This is a genomic window from Jatrophihabitans sp. (assembly GCF_035474675.1).
GTDB lineage: Bacteria > Actinomycetota > Actinomycetes > Mycobacteriales > Jatrophihabitantaceae > Jatrophihabitans_A.
This window is the reverse complement of record NZ_DATINC010000132.1, coordinates 1-17,239: the sequence shown is the minus strand read 5'-3', so window position 1 is coordinate 17,239 and position 17,239 is coordinate 1. Positions and strand designations below refer to the sequence as shown.

Annotated in this window: 19 protein-coding genes; 10 read left to right on the top strand and 9 right to left on the bottom strand. The window is 71.5% G+C overall.

The features are described 5' to 3' along the window. On the bottom strand, nucleotides 1-262 hold a 262-nt coding region (locus VLJ82_RS15230; RefSeq protein ID WP_408664211.1), incomplete at its 3' end, for an FAD-dependent oxidoreductase. A gap of 184 nt (nucleotides 263-446) precedes the next feature. Beyond that, on the bottom strand, nucleotides 447-1,967 hold the full coding sequence (locus VLJ82_RS15225) for a leucyl aminopeptidase (RefSeq protein ID WP_408664210.1): 1,521 nt from the start codon (nucleotides 1,965-1,967) through the stop codon (nucleotides 447-449). Between the two features lie 152 nt (nucleotides 1,968-2,119). On the opposite strand from VLJ82_RS15225, the gene gcvT reads away from it, so the two are divergent. Continuing rightward, complete coding sequence (gene gcvT / locus VLJ82_RS15220; RefSeq protein ID WP_408664209.1) at nucleotides 2,120-3,229, top strand: glycine cleavage system aminomethyltransferase GcvT; 1,110 nt, start codon at nucleotides 2,120-2,122, stop codon at nucleotides 3,227-3,229. A 48-nt stretch (nucleotides 3,230-3,277) separates the two neighbouring features. On the opposite strand, the gene VLJ82_RS15215 is transcribed toward gcvT, so the two are convergent. Genes VLJ82_RS15215 through VLJ82_RS15205 form a run of 3 tightly spaced genes read right to left on the bottom strand, consistent with a single transcriptional unit; the run spans nucleotide 3,278 to nucleotide 5,732 of the window. Continuing rightward, nucleotides 3,278-4,066, bottom strand: coding sequence for an adenosylcobinamide-GDP ribazoletransferase (locus VLJ82_RS15215; protein ID WP_408664208.1), 789 nt, complete (start codon nucleotides 4,064-4,066; stop codon nucleotides 3,278-3,280). Beyond that, the gene (gene cobT, locus VLJ82_RS15210) at nucleotides 4,063-5,151 is read right to left on the bottom strand and encodes a nicotinate-nucleotide--dimethylbenzimidazole phosphoribosyltransferase (RefSeq protein ID WP_408664207.1); all 1,089 of its coding nucleotides are present in this window, start codon (nucleotides 5,149-5,151) and stop codon (nucleotides 4,063-4,065) included. The genes VLJ82_RS15215 and cobT overlap by 4 nt, the downstream gene beginning before the upstream one ends. Nucleotides 5,152-5,156: 5 nt before the next feature. Next, nucleotides 5,157-5,732, bottom strand: coding sequence for a bifunctional adenosylcobinamide kinase/adenosylcobinamide-phosphate guanylyltransferase (locus tag VLJ82_RS15205; RefSeq protein WP_408664206.1), 576 nt, complete (start codon nucleotides 5,730-5,732; stop codon nucleotides 5,157-5,159). A gap of 180 nt (nucleotides 5,733-5,912) precedes the next feature. On the opposite strand from VLJ82_RS15205, the gene VLJ82_RS15200 reads away from it, so the two are divergent. From VLJ82_RS15200 to VLJ82_RS15190, 3 genes are all read left to right on the top strand, one after another. Then, nucleotides 5,913-6,101: a hypothetical protein gene (locus VLJ82_RS15200; RefSeq protein ID WP_408664205.1), complete on the top strand. Its 189-nt coding sequence runs from the start codon at nucleotides 5,913-5,915 to the stop codon at nucleotides 6,099-6,101. A gap of 85 nt (nucleotides 6,102-6,186) precedes the next feature. Beyond that, the gene (locus tag VLJ82_RS15195; protein WP_408664214.1) at nucleotides 6,187-6,825 is read left to right on the top strand and encodes a nucleotidyltransferase domain-containing protein; all 639 of its coding nucleotides are present in this window, start codon (nucleotides 6,187-6,189) and stop codon (nucleotides 6,823-6,825) included. Further along, nucleotides 6,822-7,235, top strand: a complete 414-nt coding sequence (locus VLJ82_RS15190) for a hypothetical protein (RefSeq protein WP_408664204.1) — start codon at nucleotides 6,822-6,824, stop codon at nucleotides 7,233-7,235. The genes VLJ82_RS15195 and VLJ82_RS15190 overlap by 4 nt, the downstream gene beginning before the upstream one ends. 72 nt (nucleotides 7,236-7,307) lie before the next feature. Here VLJ82_RS15190 and VLJ82_RS15185 read toward each other — a convergent pair whose 3' ends face one another. Further along, complete coding sequence (locus VLJ82_RS15185) at nucleotides 7,308-7,994, bottom strand: LysM peptidoglycan-binding domain-containing protein (RefSeq protein ID WP_408664203.1); 687 nt, start codon at nucleotides 7,992-7,994, stop codon at nucleotides 7,308-7,310. Between the two features lie 231 nt (nucleotides 7,995-8,225). Here VLJ82_RS15185 and VLJ82_RS15180 point away from each other — a divergent pair, with 231 nt between their 5' ends. Then, on the top strand, nucleotides 8,226-9,236 hold the full coding sequence (locus VLJ82_RS15180) for an aldo/keto reductase family protein (RefSeq protein WP_408664202.1): 1,011 nt from the start codon (nucleotides 8,226-8,228) through the stop codon (nucleotides 9,234-9,236). Nucleotides 9,237-9,376: 140 nt separating this feature from the next. On the opposite strand, the gene VLJ82_RS15175 is transcribed toward VLJ82_RS15180, so the two are convergent. Together VLJ82_RS15175 and nadA are read right to left on the bottom strand one after the other, a co-directional pair. After that, nucleotides 9,377-9,985 (bottom strand): DUF3043 domain-containing protein, encoded by a 609-nt coding sequence (locus VLJ82_RS15175; protein ID WP_408664201.1) that lies wholly within the window; start codon nucleotides 9,983-9,985, stop codon nucleotides 9,377-9,379. Further along, nucleotides 9,982-11,265 carry a quinolinate synthase NadA gene (gene nadA, locus VLJ82_RS15170; RefSeq protein WP_408664213.1) on the bottom strand — a complete coding sequence of 428 codons (1,284 nt, stop codon included), beginning with the start codon at nucleotides 11,263-11,265 and terminating at the stop codon, nucleotides 9,982-9,984. The genes VLJ82_RS15175 and nadA overlap by 4 nt, the downstream gene beginning before the upstream one ends. 213 nt (nucleotides 11,266-11,478) lie before the next feature. Between nadA and VLJ82_RS15165 the strand changes: the two genes are divergently transcribed. The 3 genes from VLJ82_RS15165 (at nucleotide 11,479) to VLJ82_RS15155 (ending at nucleotide 14,024) form a co-directional block, all read left to right on the top strand. Continuing rightward, nucleotides 11,479-12,375 (top strand): DoxX family protein, encoded by an 897-nt coding sequence (locus VLJ82_RS15165; protein WP_408664200.1) that lies wholly within the window; start codon nucleotides 11,479-11,481, stop codon nucleotides 12,373-12,375. A gap of 202 nt (nucleotides 12,376-12,577) precedes the next feature. Next, nucleotides 12,578-12,952: a HesB/IscA family protein gene (locus VLJ82_RS15160; protein ID WP_408664212.1), complete on the top strand. Its 375-nt coding sequence runs from the start codon at nucleotides 12,578-12,580 to the stop codon at nucleotides 12,950-12,952. A gap of 97 nt (nucleotides 12,953-13,049) precedes the next feature. Then, complete coding sequence (locus tag VLJ82_RS15155) at nucleotides 13,050-14,024, top strand: carbohydrate kinase family protein (RefSeq protein ID WP_408664199.1); 975 nt, start codon at nucleotides 13,050-13,052, stop codon at nucleotides 14,022-14,024. Nucleotides 14,025-14,079: 55 nt separating this feature from the next. Here VLJ82_RS15155 and VLJ82_RS15150 read toward each other — a convergent pair whose 3' ends face one another. Further along, a complete protein-coding gene (locus VLJ82_RS15150; RefSeq protein ID WP_408664198.1) occupies nucleotides 14,080-14,787 on the bottom strand; it encodes a hypothetical protein in 708 nt (235 codons plus the stop codon). Nucleotides 14,788-15,147: 360 nt separating this feature from the next. Between VLJ82_RS15150 and VLJ82_RS15145 the strand changes: the two genes are divergently transcribed. Next, nucleotides 15,148-15,933 carry a hypothetical protein gene (locus VLJ82_RS15145; protein WP_408664197.1) on the top strand — a complete coding sequence of 262 codons (786 nt, stop codon included), beginning with the start codon at nucleotides 15,148-15,150 and terminating at the stop codon, nucleotides 15,931-15,933. Between the two features lie 202 nt (nucleotides 15,934-16,135). Next, on the top strand, nucleotides 16,136-17,239 hold a 1,104-nt coding region (locus VLJ82_RS15140), incomplete at its 3' end, for a glycoside hydrolase family 3 N-terminal domain-containing protein (protein WP_408664196.1).

Sequence of the window (17,239 nt, the reverse complement as noted above, 5' to 3'; positions counted from 1 at the left end):
CGCCCGCCATGTCGATGCCCTCGAAGCTGGCGTTGACCCCGAACTGCGCGCTCTCCCGGGCCGCGTCGGCGATCTCGCCGGCGTGCAGCAGCGCCTTGGTCGGGATGCAGCCGCGGTGCAGGCAGGTGCCGCCCACCTTGTCCTTCTCGATCAGCACCACGGACTTGCCCAGTTCCGCGGCGCGCAGCGCCGCGGCGTACCCGCCGCTGCCACCGCCCAGGATCACGACGTCGACGTTGTTGTCGGCCCCATCGGCTGCCACGAATGTCTCCCAGCTCGGGGAGGAGTGCCCCCCGATCGTTCCCAGTGAGTCCAGCGGGCCCGGCACGTGCCGAGCCGGCTCCATCTTGTCACTTTCTCTTCATACGTGGGCAGCCGGGCACGCCCTGCTCGGCGCGTGCCGGAGTCGGGCCTGGGTGGCCGGGGCGTGCCGGGCCGAAGATCGATTAACCGCCGGCTGCGTTGGCTGCCGCGTTGGACGCCGCGTTGGCTGCGAGGTCGGCCAGGCACGCCAGGATGGTCCGGACGATCACCCCGGTGCCGCCCTCGCCGTTGTATCCCGACGCCGACTTCAGGAACGCCGGGCCGGCGATGTCGATGTGCGCCCAGTCCAGGCCGGCCGGCACGAAGTCCTTGAGGAAGGTGCCGCCGATCAGCATCGAGGCCGACCGGTCCGTCGGCAGGTTGACGATGTCGGCCACCGGCGAGTCCAGCCGGGTGCGCAGCCGGGGCTCCAGCGGCATCGGCCACAGCGACTCGCCGACCGCGGAGCCGAGGGCCACCACCCGGTCGCGGAAGGCGTCGGTGCCCATCACGCCGGAGGTGCCGTTGCCCAGCGCTACCACCTGGCCGCCGGTCAGGGTGGCGGTGTCGATGAGGAAGTCCGGGGAGTCCTCGCAGGCCCGCAGGATCGCGTCGGCCAGGATCAGCCGGCCCTCGGCGTCGGTGTTGTCGATCTCGACGGTGCGCCCGTCGCGCAGCATGATGATGTCCGAGGGCCGGTAGGACGAGCCGGACACCGCGTTCTCGGCCATCGGGACGGTCGCGGTGACCGCGACCGGCAGCTTCAGCCGGGCCGCCGCAAGGGTCGCCTCGATCACGGCCGCGGCGCCGGCCATGTCGGCCTTCATCTCGCCCATGCCGGCGTTCTTGAGGTCCAGGCCGCCGGTGTCGAAGGTGATCCCCTTGCCGACCAGCGCGGCGTGGCCGCGGGCCCGGGCGGGGGCGTAGCTGAGCCGGACCAGCCGGGGCGGGGTGTGCGAGCCGCCGCCGACGGCCAGGATGCCGCCGAACCGGCCGCGCCGAAGGGCCCGCTCGTCGAGCACCTCGACCGTCAGGCCGGCCGCCTCGCCCTGTTCGCGGGCATATTCGGCGAAGGTCACCGGGTTCAGGTCGTTGGCCGGGGTGTTGACCAGGTCGCGGGTGTTGTTGACCGCCTCGGCGATGACCCGGGCCCGGCGCACGGCGGCCCTGGCATCGGCCTGGGCCGGTTCGGACACCGCGATGTCGACCCGCCGCAACGCATTCGGCTTGGCGGTGGACTTGTACTTGGTGAACCGGTACCCGCCGAGCAGGGCGCCCTCGGCGATGGCGGCCACCAGGTGCGGATCGGTGCCGGCCCCGATGGCCACCACCACCCGGCCGGCCGACTTCAGCCCGCGCAGCGCGGCCCCCACGGCACGCCGGACGGCTTCCGGGTCGAGGGTGCCCGGCTGCCCCGGGCCGAGGCCGGCAGCCACCACCAGCGGGGTGGCGCTCCTGCCCAGCGTCGGGATCTTGACCACCTCGTCGGCCCGTCCGGTGGCATCGACGGCCCGCAGGGCCGGCAGCAGCGCGCCGTCCAGGGCGGCGTCGACACCGGCCGCGCCGTCGGCCAGCGCCACGCCCGTACCGGTCGAGACCGTCGCCACCACAATCGCGTCGGCGGTCATCGGCGACGCGCCGTCGATCAAGGAAACCGATGCCATGCGGCCACTGTAGGTGACGGGTGTTCCGGCGCTCGGGCCGCCTGTCCGGTGGCGGGTTGCCCGGGTCTGGCACGGCCCGGTCGTTCGGTCCGGCACGGTCAGGTTGTTCGGTCCGGTACGGCGGGGTCGGCCGGCTCGGTACGGTTGCGCCCATGACCGAGCTGCGCCGTTCACCGCTGCACGACCGCCACGTCGACCTGGGAGCCAAGCTCGCCGACTTCGGTGGCTGGGAGATGCCCATCGAGTACGGCGCGTCCGGCGGCGGCGTGATCGCCGAGCACACCGCCGTCCGCACCGCGGTCGGTGTCTTCGACGTCTCGCACCTGGGCAAGGCCACCGTCGCCGGGCCGGGCGCCCGGGAGTTCGTCAACTCCTGCCTGACCGCCGACCTGGGCAAGATCGGGCCGGGCCAGGCGCAGTACACGCTGTGCTGCGCCGAGGACGGCGGCGTGATCGACGACGTCTTCAGCTACTTGGTCGGCGACGACGAGGTGTTCCTGATGCCGAACGCGGCCAACGCCGAGCAGGTGATCGGGCTGATCACCGCGGCCGCGCCGGACGGTGTCACGGTCACCGACCAGCACCAGGACTTCGCGGTGCTCGCGGTGCAGGGCCCGAAGTCGCCGGAGGTGCTGCAGACGCTGGACCTGCCCGCCGACCTGGACTACGTCAGCTTCGTCGACGCCGACTTCGACGGCCGGCGGGTCCGGGTCTGCCGCACCGGCTACACCGGCGAGCGCGGCTACGAGCTGATCCCGTCCTGGACCGACGCGGGGGCGCTGTGGGACGCCCTGGTCGAGACCGCCCGGGGCCTGGGCGGGATGCCGGCGGGCCTCGGCGCCCGCGACACGCTGCGCACCGAGATGGGCTACCCGCTGCACGGGCAGGACCTGACCCGCGAGATCAGCCCGGTGCAGGCCGGCTCGTCCTGGGCGGTGGGCTGGAAGAAGCCGGCGTTCTGGGGCCGGGACGCGCTGCTGGCCGAACGGGCGGCCGGCCCGGCCCGGCGGCTGCGCGGGCTGCTGGTCACCGACCGGGGAGTGCCGCGCGGGCACATGAACGTGCTGGACGCCGGCGGCGAGGTGATCGGCCAGACCACCTCGGGCACCTTCTCGCCGACCCTGAAGCAGGGCATCGCGCTGGCCCTGATCGACGCCGCCGCCGAGGTGGCCGAGTCCAGCGAGGTGGCGATCGAGGTACGCGGCCGCCGGCTGGCCGCCAAGGTGGTGCCGCTGCCGTTCGTGCCGTCGCACGTCCGCTGACCCGGTACCGGTCGGGTCAGCCGGTCCGGCTCGGCGGTCAGCCCAACCTCAGCCGGCGCAGAGCACCAGCAGCGCCACCGCGGTGGCCAGCTCGCAGGCCGCTCCCAGCACGTCGCCGGTCACCCCGCCGAACCGGCGCACGCACTGCCGGGCCAGCAGCCCGGCGGCGGCACCGGCCAGCAGCACCGCCAGCACCCCCCGGAGCCAGTCCGTCCAGCCGGAGCCGGGGGACAGCTGGCCGCCGAGCCCGGCAAGCACCGCCAGCACCAGCGCCCACGCCCCGCAGACCGGCACCGGCACCGTGCCGGCCACCAGCGCGCCCAGCCCGTCCGGCCGGGCGGCCGGCACCGGACGCGCGCAGCACAGCGAGATCCCGAACCGGCCGACCGCGACGGCGACCGCGATCAGCAGCCAGCCGTGCCGGGCCACCAGCGCCGACAGCGCGGCGGCGTCCACCAGCAGCGTGACGGCGATCGCGCTCACCCCCAGCGGGCCGGCTTCCGGGGACTTCAGGATCGCCAGCGCCCGCTCGGGCGGGGCGTAGGAGCCCAGACCGTCGAAGGTGTCGGCGAGCCCGTCCAGGTGCAGGCCGCGGGTCAGCAGCGCCAGCAGCGCCACCAGCACCGCCGCGACCGGCACCGGGGCGAGTCCCGCCGCGGTCAGCACCCGGGCCGCGACCGCCAGCACCGCGCCGAGTGCCAGTCCCACCAGCGGCGCGCCGGCCATCGCCACCGCCGCGCTATGCCGGTCCACCCGGCCGGCCCGCAGCGGCAGCACGGTCAGGGTGGTCATGGCCAGCCGCGCGCCGGCCGGCCAGCGTCCGGCCCGCTCGGTCACGCCTGGGTGCCGGGTTCCCGGGTGGTCACCGCGGCCTCGTCGAAGGTGGCCATCCGGGCCAGGCTCAGGGTTGCCGCCCGAAGCACCGGCAGCGCCACCAGGGCGCCGGTGCCCTCGCCGAGCCGCATGCCCAGCCGCAGGATCGGGACCAGCTCCAGCCGCTGCAGGGCCAGCTCGTGGGCGGGTTCGGCCGACAGGTGCGCCGCGCGCAGCCATTGCACGATCCGCGGGGTGGCCAGCTGCGCGACCAGGGCGGCGGCGCTGACCACCAGGCCGTCCAGCAGCACCGGGGTGCGGCGCAGTGCCGCCTGCAGCAGGAAGCCGGTCATGGCCGCCAGGTCCGCGCCGCCGGCGGTCGCCAGCAGCCGGGCCGGGTCGTCCCGGTGCGGCCACGCTCGGCGGCGGGCGTCGCGGATGGCGGCGCACTTGCGGGTCCAGCCGGCGTCGTCGATGCCGGTGCCGCGGCCCACCACCTTGATCGGCTCGGTGTTGGTGAGCACCGAGATCAGCACCGAGGCCGGGGTGGTGTTGCCGATGCCCATGTCACCGGCGATCAGCAACTGCGCGCCGCTGTCGATCTCGGCGTCGGCGACCGCGGCGCCGGCCGCCAGCGCCTGCTCCGTCTCGTCCCGGCTGAGCGCGTCCTCCTGGTCGATCCGGCCGCTGGAGCGGCGCACCTTGTACCCGGACACGGCGGGATCGGTGTCGCCGGCCACCGACAGGTCCAGCACCCGGACGCCGACGCCGGCCGCGTCGGCCAGCACGTTGACCGCCGCGCCGCCGGCGGCGATGTTGGCCACCATCTGCGCGGTCACCTCGGCCGGGTAGGCCGAGACCCCGGCGGCGGTGATGCCGTGGTCGCCGGCGAAGACCACCACCCGGGTGTGCTCGAAGGCGTGCGGCGGGCACTGGCCCTGCACACCGGCGGCCCAGACGGACAGCTCCTCGAGCATGCCGAGCGCCCCGGACGGCTTGGTCAGCTGGTCCTGGCGCAGCCGGGCGGCGTGCTCGGCGTCCATGTCGGGGTAGTCGATGCCGAACCGCGCGGCCTGCAGGACGGCGGGCATCGGCTCCGGTGTGGTCATTGCCGTCACTGCCGCTCTCCTGACTGTCGTGGCTCCGGCTCCGGCTGGCCGGTCACCGGTCCGCGCAGCCACAGTGGCAGGCCGGCCACCACCAGCACCACTTCGTCGGCGTGCGAGGCCAGCGCGGTGTTGAGCCGGCCCAGCTCGTCGGCGAAGATCCGGCCGGCCCGGGTCTCGGGGTGCACGCCGCTGCCCACCTCGTTGCTCACCAGCACCACCCGGGCCCGGCTGTGCTGCCAGGCGTCCACCAGCTGGTCAGCCTGGGTCCGGAACGCCGACAGGTCGCCGTCCCAACCGCCGGTCCGGTCGATGGTGCGGGCCAGCCAGTTGCCCAGGTCCTCGATGAGCAGCGGCGCACCGGGCGCGGCCAGCGCACCGGCCAGCTCCAGGGTCTGCACGGTCCGCCAGTGCGCGGGGCGGCGTCGCCGGTGCTCGGCGATCCGGCGCGCCCAGTCGGCGTCGTCGCGCTCAGCCGCGGTGGCCAGGTAGTCCACCCGGTCGTGGCCGGCCAGCTGCCGTTCGGCCCAGCTGGACTTGCCCGACCGCACGCCGCCGAGTACCAGGGTGCGCTGTCGCGCCAAATCCTCGACACCCTTCGTTCCAGTGGCCCGGAAACCTGCCGGACAGCCGCCGGAGGGCAGCCTAGGCCAGCCGCCGCGACGCGGCTCAGCCGGGACGCTAGCGTGAGCGCGCACCACCCAGCCGTTCCGCACCGGACGCTGGCAGTGATCACCGAACCGACCAACTGACGAGGTGGCGCGATGGCCTGGACCTGGACGTTCGAACCCGACAGCCCCGACGCCGAGCATCCCGGCGAGTTCACCAGCCAGTCCGATGCCGAGAGCTGGCTCGGGGAGGCCTGGCGGACGCTGGCCGAGGCGGGCGTGGCCGGGGTGACCCTGCTGCACGACGGTGAGAAGGTCTACGGCCCGATGCCGCTGTCGGAGTGAGGCCACCGCGACTAGCCATGTCACTACTAAAGTAGGTATGTCCCTACTATAGTAGGCTGATGGAGGAGGTCGCATGAATGTGTCCATGCCGTCCGAGGCGGTCGTGCCCACCCTGGACGGGGCGGTGCTCACCGCCCTGGCGCGTCTCACCGGCCCGGTCACCGGACGCCAGGTGCACCAGCTCGCCGGCGTCGGTTCGGAAGCCGGGGTTCGCAAGGCGCTCACCCGGCTGGTCGCACAGGGCACCGTGCGGGCGTCCCAAGCCGGCAGCGCCTGGCTGTACGCGGTCAACCGCGAGCATGTCGCCTGGCCGGCAATCACCGCGCTCGCCGGACTCCAGGACCTGTTCTTGTCCCGGCTGCGCCGAGGTCTCGAGGAGTGGTCGCTCCAGGCACGCTCCGTGGCGCTGTTCGGCTCGGCCGCTCGCCACGATGGGACTGTTGACTCCGACATCGATCTGCTCCTCGTCCGGCAGAACCACACCCATCCCGACGACCCGGTATGGGCGGAGCAGATCGCCCAGCTGAAGTCAGACGTTGCCGCGTGGACCGGCAACCACGCCCAGGTGTACGAACTCGACGTCGATGAGCTGACCCGGCACATCACCGATGGGCACCCGATCGTGGACGAGTGGCGCCGGGATGCCCTCACCCTGGCGGGAGACGATCTGCGCAATCTGCTGCGTGAGCTGGGGCATGGCCCGCACGCGCGGAGCGGACGGTGAGCGGGCGCAGCGGACGCGCCGAGGTATGCGGCAGGCCGGAGGCGCGCACTCGGCTGTCGCATGCTCGCGCTTTCGCCGACACCGCCGAGCTCGTGCTCGACGTCGACGACAACGCGAGTCTCAACGTCGCCGCGTCGCTCGCGGTGTTGGCCGGGGTTGCCGCATCCGACGCTGCTTGCTGTGCCGTCCTCGGGCAGCGGCCCCGTGGGCAGGATCACCGGGAGGCGCTGAAACTGCTGTCCGGCATCGCTTCGGGCGGTGCCGAGATGAGCAAGGATCTGGGCCGGTTGCTCGACCTGAAGGACAACGCTCACTACGGCGTCCTGTACGTCAGCGAGGCCAATGCCCGGCAGGCGGTGAAGTGGGCGCAGCGCATCGTCAGGGTGGCCGAGAAGGCGGTGACCGGGTGACCGAGTCGCCGCCCCCGCCAGAGGCTGCTCCTGCCAGCGGCTGCTCCTGCCAGCGGCTGCTCCCGTCAGCGGCTACGGGTGGACGATCCGATCACCCGGGCGGATGTTGTCGAAGTTACCGGGCGGATGCCCCGCATTCGGGTTCGCCGCCTCCAGCGCCTGGAGCGAGACACCCCAGGCCCGCGCGATGGAGAACAGGGTGTCGCCGGGCGCCACGGTGTGAACCTGCCTGGCGGCAGCCGGGGTGACGAAGTGCGCCGCCGGTCTTGCCGGTGTCGCGGAGGAGGAGCCGTTCCACAACGCCTTGCGGATCTCGATCGCGGCCGCGTCATGCTTGCGGTAGTTCGAGCCGTCGCGAAACGCCGAGCGCTGCACGGCCTGGGCGGCCCCCCAGTTGGTCATGGGGATCCAGTTCAGCCGGAGCAGCGCGTCGAGGAACTTCCTGGTGCTTATCTCGGCATCCATCAGTTCGGCGGTGGTGCCCCAGTTGGCGGTGGAGTTCACGGCGCCGCCCACCTGCTGCTGGAAGAGGCCGACCGAGCCGTGGTCACGGCCGACGGCGTCATGGGGCAGCCGGAGCGATTCCGGATTGTGCGCGTTGGCGTACATGCGCAGCCCGGACTCGGTGAGCGCGGTTTCCAAGGCAATGTCGGCGACCCGCTGCCCCTGGTCCTCAGGCAGCGAGCGGGCCTTGCAGGCCGCGATGATGCCCTTCGCGTACTTGAGCTGGTTGGAATTGAGATTGTCTACCGCGGACATGGACGACTCCTTCGACAAGCTGTACCCCCGGGCCCCCTGAACCCGTTGGATCTCTAGACGCCGTCCCGGCACTCCTGATACATCCTCGGCTCATCTTCTCGCCCGGGTTTCGCGCCGAGCACCGCCGCGAAGTGGGCGTCCCCGTCGCGGTGGTCCCCACCCGGGCAGTCCGGCCGGGCCGGGGTGAGGGGTGGCGGCGGGCGCCGCCGGCCACGGCCTAGTGTCGAAAGCATGGAATATCGATACCTCGGCAACAGCGGACTCAAGATCTCGGCCATCACCTACGGCAACTGGCTGACGCACGGCTCGCAGGTGGAGAACGACGTCGCCGCCCAGTGCGTCCGGGCGGCCCTGGACAACGGGATCACCACCTTCGACACCGCCGACGTCTACGCCAACACCAAGGCCGAGACGGTCCTGGGGGAGGCGCTCAAGGGGGAGCGGCGCCAGTCCCTGGAGATCTTCACCAAGGTGTACTGGCCGACCGGCCCGGGCGGCCCGAACGACTCCGGCCTGTCCCGCAAGCACATTATGGAGTCCATCGACGGTTCGCTGAGCCGGCTGCAGACCGACTACGTCGACCTGTACCAGGCGCACCGCTTCGACACCGAGACCCCGCTGGAAGAGACCATGCAGGCCTTCGCCGACGTGGTCCGGGCCGGCAAGGCGCTCTACATCGGGGTCAGCGAGTGGACCGCCGACCAGATCCGGGCCGGCCACGCGCTGGCCCGCGAGCTGGGCATCGGCCTGATCTCCAGCCAGCCGCAGTACTCGATGCTGTGGCGGGTCATCGAGGGCGAGGTGGTCCCGGCCTGCCGTGAGCTCGGCGTCGGCCAGATCGTCTGGTCGCCGATCGCGCAGGGCGTGCTGAGCGGCAAGTACCTTCCCGGTCAGCAGCCGCCGGAGGGCTCCCGCGCCACCGACACCAAGGGCGGCGCGAACATGATCTCCCGGTTCATGGACGACGACGTACTGACCCGGGTGCAGGCGCTCAAGCCGATCGCCGACGACCTGGGCCTGAGCATGGCCCAGCTGGCGGTGGCCTGGGTGCTGCAGAACGACAACGTCTCGGCCGCCCTGGTGGGCGCCTCGCGTCCGGAGCAGGTGGCCGAGAACGTCAAGGCCTCCGGCGTCCGGATCCAGCCCGACGTGCTCAAGCAGATCGACGAGGCGCTCGGCGACGTGGTGGTGCGCGACCCGGCCAAGACCGCCGAGAACGCGCCGGCCCGCCGGCCCGGCTAGAGCCGGTCAGAGCAAGCGGGAGCCGGACGACCCGGCGCCGATTCCGTATCCGTTGTGCACGCCCTGCCGCACAGAACGGATACGGATTGCGGCAGCCGGGGACTTCGGCTCCCGCGTCGCCAACCAGCCGGCCGCGGCGCTCAGATCTCGTCGCCGAGCTCCACCCGGGGCAGCGGCCGCCGCCAGGCGCGCCGGAAGTAGGCCCGGCTGCCGGCGTAGAAGCCGAGCGCGACCGCTCCCTCCCGGGTCTCCAGTCCGCGCTCACGGGCCAGCCGGCGGATCCGGGAACCGGTGAAGATCCACTCCACCAGCAGCAGCCCGAACAGTGCCAGCGTCACCACCTGCAGCGGCCGGACCGCGTAGCCGACCAGCATCAGCGGGAACAGCAGCAGCAGGTAGTTCGAGGCCATCCGGCGCGAGTCCACGTAGTCGCGGGCCAGGGCCCGCACCGGCCCCTGGTCGCGGCGGGGCATCACCCGCGGGTCGCCGGCCTTCAACGCCTCCCGGTACTGCTCGGTGGTCATCTTCTTCTGCCCGGCGACCTTGGCCTTGGCGCCCTGCTGCTTCTGCCAGGCCACCGCCTCCTTGCGGGTCCGGGGCGCCGGCGGCGGGGGCGTGGAGTTGGTCCGTCGCTTGGGGGTCGGGCGGCCCTTCGGGGCGCGGGCCGACGCCGGGCCGGTCTCTTCGACCGGGGTGGGCGTCTCGGCCACCGTCTCGGCGGGCGCCGCCTTGCGCCGGAACGGGCTCATCGTCCGGCCTCCTGACCAGTCGAGCCGGCAGAGCCAGAGCCGGCAGAACCAGAGCCGGCAGAGCCAGAGCTAGAGCCGACAGAACCGGCCGGTACCAGCTCGGGCAGCGCCAGCATCCGGTCCAGCGCCAGCCGGGCGTTGCGGGCCACCGGCTCCGGAACGGTGATCTGGTTGACCACCTCGCCGCGCACCAGCGACTCCAGCGAGTGCACCAGGTGCGGCAGGTCGATCCGGTTCATGGTGGCGCAGTAGCAGACGGTGGACTCCAGGAAGGTGATGGTCTTGTCCGGGTGCGCGTCGGCCAGCCGGCGTACCAGGTTCAGCTCGGTGCCGACCGCCCAGGCCGAGCCCGCCGGCGCCGCCTCGATGGTGCGGATGATGAACTCGGTGGAGCCGACCAGGTCGGCGGCGCTGACCACCTCGTAGCTGCACTCGGGGTGCACCAGCACCTGTACGCCCGGCACCCGCTCGCGCACCGCCGCCACCTGCTGCGCGGTGAACCGGCCGTGCACCGAGCAGTGCCCGCGCCACAGGATCATCCGGGCCCGGCGCAGCTCCTCGACGGTCAGCCCGCCGTTGGGCTTGAGCGGGTTGTAGACCACGCAGTCGTCCAGGCTCAGGCCCAGCTGGCGCACCGCGGTGTTGCGGCCGAGGTGCTGGTCGGGCAGGAACAGCACCTTGCCCGCACCGCCGCCGGCTGCCCCGGCCTGCTCGAAGGCCCAGCGCAGCGCCCGCTCGGCGTTGGACGAGGTGCACACCAGCCCGCCGCGCTCGCCGGTGAAGGCCTTGATGGCGGCCGAGGAGTTCATGTAGGTGACCGGCACGGTCTGGGAGGCGATGCCGGCGTCGGTCAGGACGTCCCAGCAGTCGGCAACCTGGAAGTCCCGCGCCATGTCGGCCATCGAGCAGCCGGCGGCCAGGTCCGGCAGCACCACCCGCTGGTTCGGCGCGGTGAGGATGTCGGCCGACTCGGCCATGAAGTGCACGCCGCAGAAGACGATGTAGTCGGCCTGCGGCCGGGCTGCCGCGTCCCGGGCGAGCTTGAAGGAGTCGCCGGTGACGTCGGCGAACTGGATGACCTCGTCGCGCTGGTAGTGGTGGCCGAGGAGGAACACCCGCTCGCCCAGGGCCGCCTTGGCCGCCCGGGCGCGCTCGACCAGGGTCGGGTCCGAGGCCGGCGGCAGCTCGCCCGGGCAGTCCACGCCGCGCTCGGAATCCGGGTCGCTGCCCCGGCCGAGCAGCAGCAGGGCACGCGCCGAAGAACCGGCTTCGGCGATCAGGTTGCGTGTTGAACCTCCCGCGCCGGGCGCTGCGTATGCATCCTTATACACATCAATGCTGGTCACAGCTGACAGTCTGCCTGTTCAGCGCCGATCCGTCGGCATGAGGAGCAGCACAGGCGGCGGTAGCTGGTCCGGCTGGGCACGGGGTGGCGGCAGGCCTGCCGCTGGCCGTCCTGGCCGCCGACTCGAAGGCAGGACGAGATGCGCAGAGTGCGAAGGCGGTCAGACGACGACGAGCCCGTCGGCCGGTTCGAGGCGGTTCGGCCCGATCCGTGGATCGGCCACAGCCGGTGGCGCGCCAACGGCTGGCCGGTGCTGCCGCTGCGGCTGTTCCTGGCTGCCCTGTTCTGTTTCGCCGGCTATGCCAAGTTCAGCTATCCCGGTTTCTTCGACCCGAACTCGCGCAACGGCTTCAAGTCCGCGGTGGACGCGGCCCGCAACGGCGACACCCCGATCGGGGGAGCGCTGGGCCCGCTGAGCGACCACGCCTCGCTGTTCGGGCACCTCACCGCCTACGCCGAGATCGCCATCGGGCTGGGCCTGCTGGTCGGCCTGCTGACCCGGCTGGCGGCCCTGGGCGGCATGGCGCTGACCACCCTGATCGTGCTGAGCATCAACTGGAACGGCGTGAAGGAGTACACCGGCTCCAGCGGCTGGTTCACCTCCGTCGAGCTGGCGCTGGCGGCGGCGCTGTCGGTGTTCCTGCTCGGCGGGCCGGGGCCGCTCGCGCTGGACAACCTCTTCATCCGGGCCCGGGAACGCCAGCGGGCCCGCGACGACGCCGAGCCCAGCTTCCGGGAGTCCGAGATCGAGGACTCCCGCCGCCGGCTGCAGGGCGAGCCGGTACCGGCCGGCGACGCGGCCACCACCCAGCTGCCTGCCGGGCACACAGCCACCACCCGGCTGCCGGCCGACGACGCGGCCACCACCCAGCTGCCGGCCGGCCACTACTCCGGCGGAGGGCATCCGGGCTACGCCGGCAAGACCGGCCAGCTGCAGGACGAGGAATACCGGGACGACCCGGAACCCGAGCCCAACTCGCTGTGGACCGAGGGCCGGCGGGCACCCGGCCAGCCACCGGCCGGCGAGTCCCGGCGGGACGGCTAGCGCGGGGCCGAGTGGCCCGCCACACCACCGCCGGCACCGGGTGGTGGCACCGAACGGCCCGAAGCGCCGTATTATGGGAATAGCTGCCCGGCGATCAGCAGTTGGCCCTTCCAGCGGCTGGCCTGGCAGGATCGTGCTGAGACCACTGCTGAGCCCGTTCTGCTCACAGCGACTGTTTGGGGACTAGATGACCACCACCGAGATCTCGATCACCCCGGCCGAGCCCACCGTCACCGCACCCGTGGCGCTGTCCGAGGCCGCGGCCCTGAAGGTCCGCGAGCTGCTCGACGCCGAGGGCCGCGACGACCTGCGGCTGCGCATCGCCGTGCAGCCGGGCGGCTGCGCCGGCATGCAGTACCAGCTGTTCTTCGACGAGCGCTCGCTGGACGGCGACGTGCTGGTGGACCAGCCGATCGAGGGTGCCGGCAGCGTTCCGCTGGTGGTCGACCGGGCCAGCGTGCCGCTGCTCACCGGCGCCACCATCAGCTACACCGACACGATCGAGAAGCAGGGCTTCGAGATCGACAACCCGAACGCCGGGGGCGGCTGCGCCTGCGGCAACTCCTTCTGCGGCTAGTCCACAACCCCAACTTCCGGACGGGCGTCCTACGCACTCGCTGTACCAGCAGGTGCCGAGGACGCCCGTTCCCTTGTCTGAAGGTGGCTGACCACACATGCCCGTCCTGCTTTCCGGATCCATCGCGACCGATCACCTGATGCACTTCCCGGGCCGGTTCGCCGAGCAGTTGCTGGCCGATCAGCTGCACCAGGTGTCGCTGAGCTTCCTGGTCGACGACCTGGTGGTCCGGCGGGGCGGGGTGGCCGCCAACATCGCCTACGGGATGGGCCAGCTCGGCGAGCGGCCGGTGCTGGTGGGCGCGGTGGGCGAGGACTTCGCCGACTACCGGGCCTGGCTGGAGCGCAACGGGGTGGACTGCGACTCGGTGTACGTCTCCGCCGAGCACCACACCGCCCGGTTCGTGTGCACCACCGACGAGGACATGTGCCAGATCGCCTCGTTCTACGCCGGCGCCATGAGCGACGCCCGCAACATCGAGCTGCGGCCGGCCGTCGAGCGCACCTCGGCCGAGCTGGTGGTGATCAGCGCCGACGACCCGGCCGCGATGGTGCGGCACTCGGTGGAGGCCCGCGAGTGCGGCTACCGGTTCGCCGCCGACCCCTCCCAGCAGATCGCCCGGATGAGCGGCGACGAGCTGTGCACCCTGGTCGAGGGGGCGGAGCTGCTGTTCACCAACGACTACGAGAAGAGCCTGCTGGAGTCCAAGACCGGCTGGAGCGACGCCGACGTGCTGGCCCAGGTGCAGGTGCAGGTCACCACGCACGGCAAGAACGGCGTCGACATCGTGGGTGCCGGCCTGGACAAGGTGCACGTGCCGGTCGCCAAGGAGCGCGCCAAGGTCGACCCGACCGGGGTGGGCGACGGCTTCCGGGCCGGGTTCCTCGCCGGGCGGACTTGGGGGCTGTCCTGGGAGCGGTCGGCACAGGTCGGCAGCCTGCTGGCCACCCTGGTGCTGGAGACCGTGGGCACCCAGGAGTACGTGGTCAAGCCGCACGAGTTCGCCGACCGGCTCGCCGAGTCCTACGGGGACGACGCGGCCGCCGACGTGCTGCCGCTGCTCACCCGCTGAACGCCGCCGATCCCGCCGGGAGCGGACCGTCGGGTGAGCGCCACGCCGTCACCAGCTAGGACAGGTGCAGCGGCCCGTAGTAGAAGTGCCCGGTGATCCTCATGGTGACGATGGCGATCACCGGGGGGACTACGGCGAGGGCGACCAGGAAGACCGCCGTGCGGTAGTGCGACCGTGCGTCGGGCGCGACCACCGTGGTCGCCGTGGACTGCCGGGCTGCCGCCTGCAGCGCGGGGTCGGCGTTGCCGACGTCCCGATAGCCCGCCGCGGTCCACCGTCGCCGCGCCGTCCATCCCACGCCGTCCCAGTACAGCTGGTCGTTCGGCAGGTCCGGGGCGGGGTACCACCCAGGGGCCGGGGGAGGTGTGAAGAACGGCTGCTGCCGCGTCACTATCGAGTCTCGGCCCACCGGAGCGGAGTCATAGCTCCGCGTGATGCGTCCTCGCGCCGCGAAGAACTCGTTGCTGTCAGGGGTAGCCAGCCACAGGCAGACGGCGCAGCTCAGGACGAAGAACAGGAGTGCCGTCGCCGTGGGAATGACCGAAGGCGTGAAGAGCAGCTCCACCAACGCCACCGCATACATGGCAGCCGACAACCCGAAGAACACCCAGGTGACCACTCGTGCCCACTGACGCCCGCGGCGCACGTAGTAGGTCAGGGTGCAGAGCAGGACAGCCTCGGGTTCGACCAACGCAGCCAGCTCCCAGCTGAACAGCAGGGCGAGGAGAACCCACAGCACGCTCACGGTCGCGTAGAGCCCCATGATCACCGATGCTCGGCCTACCGACCGAGGGATCTCCCGGCGCCCGATAACGCTTGTCGTCACGACACCCCCTCCCGAGGCGCTACCGCCTGCGGGCGCGATGCTAGCCATCTCAGGCGGAGGTCCGCTCGCTAACGCGCCAAACCGGGCTCCTGAGAACTGCCCCGGCCGGTAGGCCGTATCCGGATCTGCTGCCATGCGGAGGTCCCGCCGGGCCATCGTGCCGTGCCGGAGAATCTTGCCCACCCGTTCACGGTTTTGGTGACGACCGCTCGCGGTATCCGACGAAGATGTAACCGGCCCAGCCGTTCCAGTCGCCGATTTCCGGCGCGCGACGAGGCAGCAGAGTGGAGGACCGTAATGGGAAAGTCCCCATCCATTCAGGACCTGGAAGCCAGGGACAGGGAATTCGCGAACTACCTCAAGGGCATGCGGGACGAGCTGAATGCCCGGGCCGACGCCATGGACCAGAGCCTCGGGGACCAGATCGCCCGGTGGAAGGCCGGTACGCCAGACGCCAGGATTCTCGTCAGCGGCCGCAACCTCGACTTCGTCCACGAGCCCTCGTTCTTCTTCGGCCAGCTCCTGAACGGCCTCCAGGCGGTTGCCGGCGCTGTCTTCGCCGGTACCGGGGCGCCTGCTGGAACCACTGTCGAAGGGGCTGCACAGAAGGAGGTCAAGGAGGTGTTGGGCTCCGCCGTCGAGCAGCCGGCGGCCGTCGAGCTCCTCATCGCCGGCAAGGTCTTCGACGTGCTCGGCAACGTCATCTACGACTTCGGCACCACCGCCAGCGGCACATTCAGCAGCGGCATCACCAGCAAGTATCTCGACCTGGGGATGCAGATGTTCGTGGGTGTCAGCGAGCAGGCCTACAACTCCGAGAGTTTCTTCTCCAACGAGACAATCTATGAGTACGTCTACACCTACCAGGTGTTCTGCTCCCTCAAGGAGCTGAAGCAGGTAACCGAGCAGACCATCGGAAGGGGCCTTGCCAACCAGATCACCGAATTCGAGCACAAGATGCAAAGGCTGCCGATCCCCGACGACCCGATGAGCGATCCGGGCGCCAAGTACGACGCGCTGATGAAGTGGTACCGCGACCACATCGTCGCCATCGAAGCACAGCTCAGGCAATGGGGGCACTAGCAGCGGCATTACCAGCCTGTCGCCCGAACCCGACCGAGTGATCATGAAACGGGAAATCTTGACCACCCGTTCACGGCATGGCTTCTAAGGTCGTTCTCAGGAAGTAGCTCCCGTACCTGCTGCGTCGAGGACGCTTCCAGCGAAGGGACCTCTAGGCATCGCAGCGGTTTGCGGATGCTGGTCGGCCTGGAGGAGGTCCCCGATGACAGGTTTGCGCAGGCACCGGTTCGCGTCCCGCCGGCTCGTGGCGGTCGCTGTGCCCGCCTTCCTCGCCAGCCTGCTGGTGGGCGGTCTCGCCAGTGACGCGACGAGCGAGCCCGGCCGGCGGATCGAGGCGCGGGTGAACGCCCTGGTGGCCAAGATGACCCTGCAGGAGAAGCTGGAGCAGATCCAGCTGCTTCCCGACTTCATGGTCACCGACTCCGAGGTGCGCAACGGCCTCGGCTCGGTGCTGAGCGTGACCGATCCGGTCACGATCAACCGCCTCCAGCACATCGCGGTCGAGCAGTCGCGGTTGCACATCCCGCTGCTGTTCGCGTTCGACACGATCCACGGCTTCCGGACGGTCTTCCCGGTTCCGCTGGCGACGGCCAGCAGCTTCGACCCCCAGGCGGCGAGGGACGACGCCACCATCGGCGCCCGGGAATCGGCCGCCGTCGGGCTCAAGCAGGCGTACGGCCCGATGGTGGACGTCTCACACGAGCCGCGGTGGGGCCGGATCGTGGAGGGTTCCGGCGAGGACCCCTACCTCGGCTCGGTGCTGGCGGCCGCCCGCGTCAAGGGCTACCAGGGCAACGACTACAGCCGGCCCGACAAGGAGATCGCTAGCCCCAAGCACTTCGTCGCCTACGGCCAGCCGGAAGGCGGCCGCGACTACAACACCACCGACCTGTCCATCCAGCGGCTGTGGAACCTCTACCTGCCGCCCTTCAAGGCGGCGCTGGACGCCGGCGCCGGCACCTTCATGTGCTCGTTCAACTCGATCAACGGCGTGCCCGGCTGCGGCGACCGCTCCACGATGACCGACATCCTCAAGAAGCGGTGGGACTTCGACGGCTTCATCGAGGGTGACTGGGCGGCGGTCGCCGAGATGCGGGCGTGCCCGCCGGTCAATCCCGCGTCCGGCGACTGCGGGCACGGCTTCGCGGCGGATGGGCCGGACGCGGCGGCCAAGGCTCTCAACGCCGGCCTCGACTCCGAGATGACCAGCACGTTGATCCGCGACTACGGGGCCAAGCTGCTGCAGCAGGGCCGGATCACCATGGCCCGCCTCGACGACGCCGTACGCCGCATCCTGCGGGTCAAG

What these genes read in the sequence shown, in the direction of transcription:
- VLJ82_RS15225 (WP_408664210.1), bottom strand. Translation starts at nt 1,967, where the DNA reads ATGGCATCGGTTTCCTTGATCGACGGCGCGTCGCCGATGACCGCCGAC.
- gcvT (WP_408664209.1), top strand. Translation starts at nt 2,120, where the DNA reads ATGACCGAGCTGCGCCGTTCACCGCTGCACGACCGCCACGTCGACCTG.
- cobT (WP_408664207.1), bottom strand. Translation starts at nt 5,151, where the DNA reads ATGACCACACCGGAGCCGATGCCCGCCGTCCTGCAGGCCGCGCGGTTC.
- VLJ82_RS15200 (WP_408664205.1), top strand. Translation starts at nt 5,913, where the DNA reads ATGGCCTGGACCTGGACGTTCGAACCCGACAGCCCCGACGCCGAGCAT.
- VLJ82_RS15195 (WP_408664214.1), top strand. Translation starts at nt 6,187, where the DNA reads ATGCCGTCCGAGGCGGTCGTGCCCACCCTGGACGGGGCGGTGCTCACC.
- VLJ82_RS15185 (WP_408664203.1), bottom strand. Translation starts at nt 7,994, where the DNA reads ATGTCCGCGGTAGACAATCTCAATTCCAACCAGCTCAAGTACGCGAAG.
- VLJ82_RS15180 (WP_408664202.1), top strand. Translation starts at nt 8,226, where the DNA reads ATGGAATATCGATACCTCGGCAACAGCGGACTCAAGATCTCGGCCATC.
- VLJ82_RS15175 (WP_408664201.1), bottom strand. Translation starts at nt 9,985, where the DNA reads ATGAGCCCGTTCCGGCGCAAGGCGGCGCCCGCCGAGACGGTGGCCGAG.
- VLJ82_RS15155 (WP_408664199.1), top strand. Translation starts at nt 13,050, where the DNA reads ATGCCCGTCCTGCTTTCCGGATCCATCGCGACCGATCACCTGATGCAC.
- VLJ82_RS15150 (WP_408664198.1), bottom strand. Translation starts at nt 14,787, where the DNA reads ATGGGGCTCTACGCGACCGTGAGCGTGCTGTGGGTTCTCCTCGCCCTG.
- VLJ82_RS15145 (WP_408664197.1), top strand. Translation starts at nt 15,148, where the DNA reads ATGGGAAAGTCCCCATCCATTCAGGACCTGGAAGCCAGGGACAGGGAA.